Origin of the sequence: Dysgonomonas sp. 216, assembly GCF_010501065.1 — a bacterium.
GTDB lineage: Bacteria > Bacteroidota > Bacteroidia > Bacteroidales > Dysgonomonadaceae > QVMM01.
In genome coordinates this window covers 105,587-118,235 of sequence record NZ_QVMM01000007.1, presented here as the reverse complement: position 1 = coordinate 118,235, position 12,649 = coordinate 105,587, and the positions used below count along the sequence as shown (strand labels likewise).

General features: G+C 41.5%; 6 protein-coding genes. All 6 read left to right on the top strand.

Going from position 1 to position 12,649, the window contains the following annotated elements; genetic code table 11:
* The first annotated feature begins 54 nt into the window (after positions 1-54).
* Positions 55-4,755, top strand: coding sequence for a T9SS type A sorting domain-containing protein (locus D0T53_RS05870; protein WP_163266029.1), 4,701 nt, complete (start codon positions 55-57; stop codon positions 4,753-4,755).
* Entirely contained in the window at positions 4,752-5,069 is a 318-nt protein-coding gene (locus D0T53_RS05865; RefSeq protein ID WP_163266027.1) for a hypothetical protein, read from the top strand. The genes D0T53_RS05870 and D0T53_RS05865 overlap by 4 nt, the downstream gene beginning before the upstream one ends.
* A 512-nt stretch (positions 5,070-5,581) precedes the next feature.
* Positions 5,582-5,785: a hypothetical protein gene (locus tag D0T53_RS05860; RefSeq protein WP_163265863.1), complete on the top strand. Its 204-nt coding sequence runs from the start codon at positions 5,582-5,584 to the stop codon at positions 5,783-5,785.
* 63 nt (positions 5,786-5,848) lie between these two features.
* Positions 5,849-7,501: a T9SS type A sorting domain-containing protein gene (locus D0T53_RS05855; RefSeq protein ID WP_163266025.1), complete on the top strand. Its 1,653-nt coding sequence runs from the start codon at positions 5,849-5,851 to the stop codon at positions 7,499-7,501.
* Between the two features lie 82 nt (positions 7,502-7,583).
* On the top strand, positions 7,584-12,272 hold the full coding sequence (locus D0T53_RS05850) for a T9SS type A sorting domain-containing protein (protein ID WP_163266023.1): 4,689 nt from the start codon (positions 7,584-7,586) through the stop codon (positions 12,270-12,272).
* Entirely contained in the window at positions 12,269-12,583 is a 315-nt protein-coding gene (locus D0T53_RS05845) for a hypothetical protein (protein WP_163266021.1), read from the top strand. Before D0T53_RS05850 ends, D0T53_RS05845 begins: the two co-directional genes overlap by 4 nt.
* The last annotated feature ends 66 nt before the right edge of the window (positions 12,584-12,649 follow it).

Here is a 12,649-nt window from a genome sequence, read left to right as displayed (position 1 = left end):
TAGCTCCCGGAATAATACTTATACAAAACTATAAAAGGTGTAAAAAAAGAGTATATGGAAAAGAAGAAATTAAGATTATTACGGCGCGGGTTGCTTTTATTGGTATCCCTGTTGTTGTTTCCATTGGTAATGTTGCATGCCCAGCAAACAGGATGTGAGTTTGGGATAGAGATTGTTAATATCAAGCACAACACGTGCGAAACCAATGGCGAGATAGAGGTTAGGCTGACAGGTAACGATATTCAGTATATGCCTAACCAGATGTATAAAGCTTATCTGGATCCCAGCGGAACATTGGACGATGATGCCAGTGTGGAGTGGGTAACCGATAATGTGTTGCGTGGTTTAAAGCCGGGTATCTACACGGTGAAGGCAAAAGCCCTTTGCCAGTTGCCGGGTCAGGATCCCGATAAATATGCCACCAAAACACAGGTGGAAGTAAAGTGGGCTATTAACTACGATGCTCCTTTCTTCGATTTTAACATGAATACTAACCATCACGAAGATTATTACCGCCCTTCAATGTCGTGTACACCAACGGGCGCCTTAAAGCTGGAGAATGTAAGGTTTACCACCCCTCCTTATAAGATGGAGCTTATAGAGTGTCCTGCCTCCTATACGGGCGATTCGGTTTTCTATAGCAGTGCAACCATCAAACCTGCATCTGTTTATATTTTGAAAAACCTGCCTGCCGGAAAATATACGGTATTGTTAACCGATGGTTGCGGTGCTACCAAATGGGGCTCGGCTACGGTAGGAACAATGAGTGACAATTTTGACCTTGGTCTACGTCCCCAAATCCAAACTAATACCTCATCAACAGCTACTTGTAATGATATACAATTTTATATATCGTGGTATGGGTCGTACTATGCCCGTTATGCCAGTTTGTATTACGAATATGCTTTTTATTACAATGATGGAATCAATGATGCTTCTACTATTCAGGAAAGTGATTGGAAAACGGTTCCCAATGCCGACCATTTGCTGAGTTATACGGCGCTTTATACAATTAACGAAATGAGGACTGATGCTAATAAATGCCCTATAGTCAGGATAAGAATAAAGGGTTGTCCCGAAACAACAAAGGATTATCCGTTGGTAATATCTCCTTATAATCCTTTTACTGAGTTTGGAAGTGTCCGAATTTGTAACAGAATGTGCTATTATTTTCGCTGGTCTATGGAACAATATCCTGTTTGTTTGCCTTTTACGTGGAAGTTGTATAAAATGGATACCTCGGTGGGCGATTCGTTGTACTACGAAAATAATACACCTAATTATTCAACAACCAAAGTCCTGATACACCCCGATGGGCAGAACCTTCCTGACGGTAAGTATTATGTGATAGCAACCGATGGAGAAGGGGTAGAATACGATGTGCGTGCAAATAGTAGTGGTACTACACGTCGGATATTCCAAATGAGAGATGTGGCGGGAACTAGCCCTTATTACACGAATGCAAGTGCTGCATATACAAACAATCGGTATGATTACTGTAAAAAGGAGTATTTGCATAGTCATGATATTTTTTGCTCTTCTAGTTCGGGTACCTGGAAAGGTGCAACCCTTGAGTTTAACCAGTCAAAGAGTGTTACTCCTGGCGGAAGTCCCGCTCCGGCTCCAACCCATACCTATATCGAAATACCCAAAACTTATTCAGGTTCTAGTGTTTATCCGTTCCGTACCAATTACTCTTATACCGGAACACCGAATCGTGTATCGTTTGATGATGCCCCTTATGGTACCATTTGGTACTATAATATAACGGACAGTTGCGGCAATGTTTTCGAAGTATCTCATACTAATACTTACGATCGTGCTTACGAATATTTTATAACAGGAGTAAAACCTGCTTACAAGGCGCAAGAGGACGAAGTTTTCGAATGCGAATATGTGCAGGTTACCCCAACCAACATGGACGAAATGTATACACGGAGGTTCTACGGAACAGAAGATACGCCATCTTCGTCGATACCAAGATTATATTGCCATCGTGTATCGTGGCCCGCCGGAGCCGTTGCGCCTATCAGCAATCGGACTACGACCTATGATTACAATTATATCTATAATGGAGGTTACTGGCGCATTGCTCCTCCAAAAGAGGGGGGTATGTATGTATTCGCGTATAACCCGATAACTGAAGATAATTATACTGATTCGCTGCACAGTTGTTTAACCATTTACGACACTATATTTGTTGCGCCTCGTAAGCTTGCTTTGGACGATAGTTACCTGGCCGCTTTCCGTTGTCCCGATAATACCAATGTGGGTTATATCCAGCTTCGTGCTAAACATGGTAGCGGTAACTACACCTACACGCTGTATAACAAGGGCGATTTGACTACTCCGCTCGAGCCCGGCAACAGCACGGGAATCTTTACCAACTGGGCAGCCAATGCGGTGGGTAACGAGTTGATGGTTGTAGTCAGGGACGAAATCTGTGCCCGTTCGTTCGAGCTTCCTGTTCCTATCCATAACCTAGACAATGCCACCGTTGCGTGGATCGAGGGGGGAACACGTAAATGTTATGGTGATGAAGTTCGTCTTCGTTCTATCTGCCTTGGCGACGGTGCTACCTTGAAGTGGACCTTCCCTGACGGTACCACCACTTCGGCCCAGAATCCGGTCATTGCTTCTGCCACATCCGGTTTTTCCGGTAAGGTTTATTTCGAAGCTACTATTCCTGGTTGTGCCTATGCGATGATTTACGATACGTTGACGGTTTCTGTAGCCGACAAGCTAATGTACTGGAACCCCGATGCCGAGGACGGTAACTGGCACAATGTAAAGAACTGGCTTATCGTCGAAGGGGGTACCACCAAACAGGCGAGCGCTTTCCCAGCTCCCTGTACCTCGGTTCACATTGCCGGCAACGCCAAGTTCTACCCGAGCCTCGATGCCACACATACTCCCCGTACAGTGAATTCTCTGTACATCGGTTATCCTACATGCGATACAATTATCTACCACTACGGTTCGTCTACGGCTTATCCTCATTACCTTCGTTACAGCCGTGCCAAGGTTCAGTATAACTTCGGGTTCTACAAAAACCTGAATGTGGCGCAGCCCCTTTTCAACAAGGATAACGAATCGGGTTCGTCAACAAGTTATCCTAATTACAGTGCAGGTCTAAGCATACCCAAGATGCTACGTTCCCGGTGGTATATGCTTTCTGCTCCTCTGAAACATATTACGGGGGGCGACTTTGGCATCGGCGGTTATCCGTTTGCCTACCAGCGTTTGTATAATGCCTCGGATCCCCAAACCAACCATACGCACCACGATGACTATACGCGTGAGTTCAATACGCTGAACCAGGACCTCGAATCTTCGGGTCATGCCTTGGCTTTGTTGATGGCTCAGAAAGTGAATTCAAGCGACCCGGCCGACCTGGGTTGGATCGACCACAAGAACCTCGAATCGCTGAAGGGAGTAATCGAGCTGCCTTACTTTATGAGCAGCGACAGTGATGTCCACGATATCCACCTTCACAGTTACGACGGAACCCGCAGTAAGTTCCAGTACTTCTCGGAAGAGACACTTGATCCTATCGACCAGTACGATTATTACACGCGAGGTTATAAAGGCTACCGTTTTGTTTACGAGAACGACAATGATACAGTTTCATTGATGACCGATAAGGATGGCTATAAAGTGGCTACCTACCATTTGCCATTGAATGTTCCTGGCGGCAGTTCTTCGCGCCGTATCATGATCGGTAATCCTTTCATGAGCCATATTTCTTTCGATAAGGTTTATGCCGAGAACACAGATGTCATCAAAGATAATTTCTGGTATGGGGACGGTGCCACCGAGAGCTTTGTCTCTTACCGTTCAGGCATGGGCGGTGTGTACGACGGATCAGTAACGGGTGACATTGCACCTTTGCAAGGTTTTGTTGTGGAGGTTCTGGATAATCCCGCGCGTCCTTACCTAACCTTACCTTTGGAGGGTACCTATTCGGTTATCAGTTCCGGTATCTCTTCATCAGACTTGCCCAAACCCCGTTCGGGTTCTCAAGGCGAAGTTGTTGACGGCTGGTTTACCGTGACGGGTGTTACTCCTCCTTTAGCGGGAGAAGAAGGCCTATCGGACAGCATCCGTATTAATGCGCACCTGTTGTTCAATGCCGGTGATAAGAACGATATTGTCAAGCTGGTGTTGCCTTGGGGTGTTGAGAATAAGATCGAACCATTCTTCATCGGTAATGATGGGGTATTGCATGGCGAGCAGGTTGAGAACACCCTTCCAGAAGTTGTTAAATTCGGAATCGAGTCTTGTTATGATAAAGAAGGTTACCTGTCGTTCCGTAAGGGAGGCAAGTTAATCAAGAGTGCTATTCTTTATGATAAAAAAGAGGGAGTCCGTCACGATGTGAGTCAAGGGGGTTATTACCGTTTCGTTCATGGTTGCGACTGTCGTTATGACAAGGTGAACGGTAATTACACGGCAGGGGGTCTCGATCGGGATCGTTTCGAACTACACTTTACCTATAACGAAGGGCTCGGTATTTCGGATGAAGAGTCCGACCTTTCGGTCAGCGTGAATAGTAATAAAGAGTTGAAAGTATTGTCGAGTGCCGAATTATCATCTGTTGAAGTCTTGAATACTTCTGGTATCCGGGTTTTGTATGCCAGCAATCTGTCTTCAACTAGCTATATCCATCAGTTGAACGTTCCTGAGGGTACTTATATCGTGAAGGTTTTACGCGAAGGATTGAAACAAGAACAAAGAAAACTAATAGTTAAATGAAAATAATAAATAAAAATATCACGAAACAGGCTTTATTATTGTTTTTTGGTCTGTTGATGTTGTTTGTGCCGTTTACGGTTTCGGGCGAGGAGGCGAAGCTACCCTCTTCTGAAGCCTATGAGGTAATCAAGGGTAATTCTACCTTGCCCAGTGAAGGGCTTACTGGTTCGGAAGAGGCCTATGCACGTCCCGGAGGTAACACTATCGGGGGAGTAAAAACTCCTTTGGAAGATGTTTCTTTCGTTTTCCTGATTGCTTTCGGAGTGTTCTATGTGCTTGTTGTCAGGTATAAGAAGAATCGCTTAAATATTTGAACCTGTTTAACATAAAATAAGAAAAAGGGATGAAGTTTAATCTTTCATCCCTTTTTTAATGGCAATATTAAAAAAAGTATCTAATTGGGGTACATTTGTATTGAAATAAAATATTTTTTGTACCGTTATTAAATATTTATTATATCTTTGCACGGAATGAAACTCCGTTTTTATGTGTTTTTCATTAATAAAAAGAAGAATTAAGCAGTAAAAAAAACTAAAAATGTTGTTTTCTCATCTCACAGAAAAGTCAGTTACGGGTCTAATTTTTAACAAATTAGATTTGGATATTTATGCTGAAAAATTAGAGAGAGAGAGAGAGAGAGAGAGAGAGAGAGAGAGAGAGAGAGAGAGAGAGAGAGAGTTACCTTGATTTAGTCATATATTGTATTCTGTGCTGTAACGCCGGAATATACAAAAAATATTTAAGAAATAAAACGTGTGTTCACTATTGAATGATAGTGGATGCACGTTTTTTTTTGTTTCAGGCAATCATCAAAAAACAAAATAATATGGAAGAAGAAAAAATGAGTATCGATCAGATCCGCACCTTGCCTAAGGCGGCAATTGCTCAAAAATACGGATGTTCTGTCCAATACGTCCGCAAAATCCTTCAAGGAAAATATAATATGTCGAGTCCTCGTTCGCGTAAGATTAAGAAGGATATTGACGATATTATAAAAATACTGGAGCGCAAAACCGATTTAAGAAGTTAAGGATACACTCTTGTAATCGTAAACATAACAAGGAATTATTATAAAATACACAAATAAATATTTATGAAATTAAGACTTTTATCTCTTTTATTATTAGTTCAGTTATTATTCGCCTTTAATGTAAAGGCTGATGATGGTTTAGTGGGTAATGTGATAGGTGCAATTGACACAGAAACATTAAAGGCAACTGTGGAAATGAAAGCAAACTTATCGGCTGATAACCTTATTTTTAACTTTGGTGTACGTCCGTTTATTGCTGCCGAAGCGTTTCAAATCGATTGGGGCGATGGCACATTACTAGAGTATACAACCGTGCCTGCAACAGATAACGAACTTTTTCATACTTATGCAGCGGCAGGAGAAGTAACCGTGAAAATATATACTACGGCTCGCTCGCTTCAAACTTTTAGTGTGGAAGATATGGGTGTAACTTCTATCGAATTTAGCGACAAGCACGAAAATTTGTCGGAAGTAAGTTCTCGTAATAACCCAATTGTATCGTTAGATATGACGCCTCTTGGTACTGTGCTTACACAATTATTATGCTTATCGAAAGCTCCTGTTTATTCGACCGATGTAACGGGCAGTGCTTTGACTAGTGTTAATTTAAGTGCTAATACAGAACTAACTTCTCTAACACTTTCTCAAAACGATTTGCTGACAAGCATTGATATTTCGAACAACCTGAAACTTACTAACCTTACTTTAAATGGATGTACTGCACTAAATCCTTCTGCTGATTTCTTGGAAGCGCATACTCAATTAAGGAGGTTAGGAATACAGGATTGTGGAATTACTGCTTTGGAGCTCTCAAATCATCCGGTTTTGGAAAGTGTGTACATGGCATGGACAAGATACGATATCTTTGGAACTCAGGGGCCTTTACAGTCGTTGTTGATATTGAATTCTCCTTTGTTGACAACTATTGGCTGCCAGAACCACAGTTTAAAATCGCTTAATTTATTGGGATGCCCTGATTTGGATGTGCTTTCGTGCCAAAGAAATCAGTTGGAAACTATTAAATTGAACAGCAGTGTTACTTCGTTGTCAACACTTAATTGTTCGTACAACAAACTAGACTTTAGCAATATTCCACAAGTGAATGTTACTTCTTCGAAAAATCTTGGTAACCAAACTGTTAATGTAGAGGTTTACGAGAACCCTGCCTATACGCTTAATCTGTCGGCTCTGATGCCAACAATATCAGGAAATAACCCCGGAGGAGTGGCTACACCAACCTATATTGTTGAATGGTGGGCATTCGATAAAAATAGTTCTGAGGAAAAGCAATTATCGCAATTGCCTTCAATTCCTCCTTTTTGGGATTTGACCGAAACAACAGGAAATTCAACTTTATTTAAAACTAATTTCCTTAGTGCCTTTGAAAAGCCTTATGCTATAATAACCTGCGATGCATTTCCTAATGTTGAAGTTAAAACTATCCCTGTAGCCTTAACCGGAGTACCTGTGGGAATAAATGAGGAAACTGCCGAAAAAATTCGTGTTTATCCAAATCCTTTTGCTGGCGAACTGAAAGTTGAAGGAGCCGAAGGAAGCATGGTGTCGGTTGTTGATGTGCAAGGAATTGAAGTATTTACAAAATCGGTAAAATCGTCGGACGAAGTTTTATCCTTAGATTATCTGCCAAGCGGCATGTATCTGGTAAAACTGGTAGAGGACGGTAAAGTATATACAGCGAAAGTTATTAAAAAATAACAATACAGGTTTTAGGGTTACAGGTGTTTGCCTGTAACCTTAAGGCTTTTCATATATGAAGAGAAACCTCAAACCAAAACTTATGAAACTTATATTTAAAATTAACACAAACAAACTACTCTTCTTGATGTTTGTTTTTTTGAGCTTCACATTGTCTGAGGCCATGGCGCAAATTTCGGGAGGGAACAAATGCCCTTACATACTGAATTGCACAGTAAAAGGGGTGGAATGTCTGGATGACGGATCGGTTGTGGCAACTATTGAAAGTGGCGATGCATCGATAATCCCTAACAACCACAAAATGTTTAAATTGGTGCCTCAAGGCGAAGATCCTGATGATTATTTGTACACAACAAAGAATACCTTCATCGGGTTGGCGGCCGGAACTTATACGCTTTTCGGTACGGTTTTTTGCGAGTCGGAAGGCGATTACGAACCCGATATTTATATATCGAATATTGTTGTGCCTGTTACCACACAGTATATACAGCCAACTCTGTTGGTTGTAGAGCAACGTAAAAGTTTAAACTGTGCACCTACAGGAATGGTAAGGGTTACACCTACAGTTGGAGGAAAAGGGCCATTTACATTGGAGCTTACAGCTGCTCCTGCCGAGTATATTAATAGCAGCCAGTTACCTAAGATTGTGTATTCGGAAAATACAATGCCTGCTTATCTTGAGTTTGAGTCGCTATATCCGGGTAAATACAAATACCGTTTAACAACGGGTTGTGAGGGTTCGGTTGCAGTAGACTCTACTGTTATAGGACAGGTATCTACCGATTTTTATTCAAGTTCGTATTATAACCATTTTTTTACGCCACAATACAATAATAATTCAAACCCAACGTCTAACCATTTGTTGTTTTATCCCGAATATATTTCTTTTAGTAATTCTACGCATGAGTTACATCCGTATTGGAGACAAGGGGCGTCATTGGCTTCAAAATTTTATGAATATGCGTTTTATTTTCCTCAAAAAGGAGAAACGCCGGCAGCTTTAGCCGAAAGCGCATGGAAGCCTATTCCAACTACGTATGGAATTCTCTACGAAGACCCTAATTATACCATTAAGGAAATAAGGGAAGATCAGGCGAATAAACTACCAAGTATAGCCATGCGTGTAAAAGGCGGAACAAGTTCTTCCTGCTCGTATTATACAAAATCTCCAATATTGCGCGATGTAGATCCTTATCTTACTTTGCATAATAAAGGCTGTCAGGATAAATCACTTTACTGGTATTTTGGTTATTATACGTCGAATATTTATGGAGGTATTTTAGCATATCCCTATGCATGGAAGATAACAAGAACCTCGGATAATGTGGTGGTTGAAACTTCAACTGATTCTGTGACTCACTATTACCAAACGGTAACATCAAAACCCTATCCTCCGGGTACTTACCGATTAACAATAACCGACAGACAGGGTACAACATGGTCGGATGAGCGAACTGTTTCCCAACCGGTTAATGTTACAACTTATAGTTATTCATATAGGCATTCGTCACCTTGTATGAGGTTCGATAGTATATACCCCTACTTATACCCGCAAAGCCAAAGTGGAGGTACTCTTGCAGGGGCGACAATTGAGTTCGACCGTGCTGCTACCGATTCGCGTATTCCTGCGCCAAGGTGGTGGACTCCGACTAATACTTCGATACAAGTTCCTAAAGATTTTGGTGATGACTCATATTTTCCCTATGCGTATTACGAAAAAAATAAGTGGGGAAATTATGATATGGCCGGTTATTGCCTGTATTATACTGACTGGCCTTACGCTACACCCATATACTTTAATGTGACCGATAGTTGTGGCATTTTAAAACAAGTAAGTGTATCTCATACTTATACAACTTATGAGTATTCGGTAGAGACCGAACCTTTCGAAGTTGTGTATCGGTGCGGAACGGCCGTTGTTAAATTCAAAAATAACAAGCCTTATACAATGACCCCTATTAATCCTGCAGGAACTTCGTCACTACAGCCAGGATATGCCCAGGTGCAAACAAAACCATCGGGTGCAACAGTTACTTATGCCAATAGCAGTAGCGAATATATATCCAGTGGAGTCGATTCTTTGTACTTGTCTAAATCGGGTAAATATACTATACGAACAAGTAATCACTATAATTATTTTTATAATAATAATGGTTATTGTAACACCGATTTCGAGGTGGATATAAATATACCTCAATTGCAGGTCGATAAAAGTTCTTCGGCGGCTTATCGTTGCCCCAGCAACAACTCGAAAGGTTATGTGTATATTAGTGCCACAGGTGGTAGCGGAAATTATTATTACGAGCTGTTCGAAAAAAATAATACTTCGGTACACATAGATACTCCCAATACAACAGGTGAATTTGATGGTTGGGGATCGAATACTACAGCCGATACACTAACGGTACGTGTTACCGACCTTGGTTGTGGATCGGAAGTAACTACCGATATTGGCCTTTACGATTTGAATAACGAAACTTTATTATGGGTATCGGGATCGAGCCGCAGATGTATTGGCGACGAAGTGAAGCTGAATGCAAGGGCTCTAGGGCCTCGTGCCACATATAAATGGTATTTCCCTAATACAACAGAAAGTGATGAACGTACTCCGGTTATTGGATCTGCAAGTTTAGATCATTCGGGTAAATACAAACTCGAAATAACCATACCGGGTTGTGACGGTGAGATAGTTACCCGTTATCTCGATTTATCGGTGGCCGACAGGTTGATGTATTGGAATCCGGCTGCAGCCGATAATAACTGGCATAACACAGACAACTGGTTAATAGTTGAGGGTACGTCGATAAATACAGCAAAAGCTGTTCCTGCGCCATGTACAACGGTGCATATTGCAGGTAACTCTAAAAACTATCCGAATCTGGATAAAGATTATACTCCGCGCGTAATCGGAACCGAGATTTTAGGATTGCCTGCGTGCGATACTATTATCTATCACTACGGTTCGGAAACTATATTCCCTCATTATTTGCAGTATAGTTTTGCAAAGGTTCAGTATAACTTTAATTATTACGGTGCATATCCTTACGAAGGATATCCTGCATATTCGGCAAAAGATCAGGCAACAGTGGCTAACGGTGGTTATCCTTATTATGCACAGGGTGCTACTAATACTGTTCCGGTAATGCTTCGCGACCGTTGGTATATGGTGTCGAGCCCGCTGAAACACATTGTGGGAGGCGACTTCAGCATGTCGGGTTATCCTTGGATGTACCAGCGTTTGTTTAATGCTACTAATCCGCAGAATAATTTCACTTCTCACGACTCGTATACAAGACCTTTCCATACGCTCACTCAGGAGTTGTCGACAACAGGAAATGCTATGGCATTGTATGCAGGAGGTTATTACAACGTGGGAGGCCCGTATATTGGCTGGACCGACCATAAAAACATGGAAGCATTGAAAGGGGTTGTAGAGTTACCGTTCTATATGAATAGTAATACAGCAGAACATTCGGCTCGTTTGCATTCATATAATTCGGGACAGAGCAAGTTCCAATATTACAATAAAGCCGATTTGACTCCAATAGCAGACGATTATGCTTATATAACACGTGGTTATAAAGGAGCACGTTTTACATACGAAAACGATCAGGATACTGTGATGTTTGCGAACGACCGCGATGGCGTGAAAGTTGCAATGTATCATATGCCATTGCCCGAGTTACCGGGAGGAAGTGCTACCCGTCGGGTTATGATAGGTAATCCGTTGATGTGTCACCTCGATTTTGATATGCTTTATTTGAATAACAGCGATATAATAAGCAATAACTATTGGTATAATAATACTACTACCGATGGCTTCTTGTCGTATCGTTCGATACCCGGCGAAACAATAGATGCTACAATGACTAACGAAATTGCGCCTTTGCAAGGTTTTGTGGTCGAAATATTAGCTAATCCGTCAAGGAACTATCTGATTATGCCTTTAGAGGGAGATAATTCGGTGGTAAGCATACAAGGAAGTTCTGCACAACCTAAGCCGCGTTCTCAGGATATCTCTGCCCGTTCGGGAGGATCGCCACGAAAAGGATGGTTTACGGTAACAGGTGTAACACCTCCTGAAAGAGAGGGCGACGGTTTTGTAACCGATAGTGTTCAGGTTGTTTCAACGTTGTTGTTTAACTATGATTATACGAACGATGTTACGAAACTTGTTTTCCCATACAATATGGATAAGAAGATAGAAACATTCTTTATGAATGAAGAGGGTAACCTTAATAGCGATCAGGTTGCCAATAACTTGCCCGAAGTTGTCAAATTCGGAATAGAGTCTTGTTATCAGGGAGCAAACGGTTATTTGAGATTCAACAAAGGAGGTAATCTTATTAAGAGCGCTGTACTTTACGACACGAAAGATGGTGGACGTATGGATGTAACTGAGGGTGGTTATTACCGTTTCACGCCTAAGTGTGATTGTGTTTACGACAAAACGGAAGGCAATTACGTTAAAGGAGGTTTAGCTCCTGACCGTTTCGAACTACACTTCACATATTATGAAGGTTTAGGCATTACGGATAATCAATCCGATTTGTCGGTAAGCGTTAATAATAACAAAGAGTTGAAAATACTGTCGAGCGATGAACTGTCGTCGGTTGAGGTTTTAAGTGTATCGGGTATCCGTGTATTGTATGCCGATAACATATCGTCAACCAGCTATACTCACCAACTGAATGTTTCGGAAGGTACTTATATTGTTAAAGTATCGCGCGAAGGGTTAAAACAAGAACTAAGGAAAATAGTAATACGATGAAAAGAGTAAATATTAACATAAACAGCAGATTATTAGTATTAGTACTTGCTATTGCAGCAATATTGGTTCCTGTAACTGCGCAGGCTGATGGCGCTCAATTGCCATCGTCGGATGCATACCAAACAATACAAGATAATGGTACTTTACCCAGCGAGGCTATAAGCGGTAGCGAAGTTTATGCTCCTCCTGTTGTGGGTGGTGACCCTATTGGGGGGAAAGATACACCGATAGGCGATTATTCGCCGGCTTTGGTATTCTTAACCTTGGGTTTTTACCTGTTGTACAAGAAACGTAAAGGCTTGCAGGCTTAATATCTGTAGCTAAATTATAATAGAAGAAGGATTACTTATAACAAGTAATCCTTCTTTGTTTTTTAC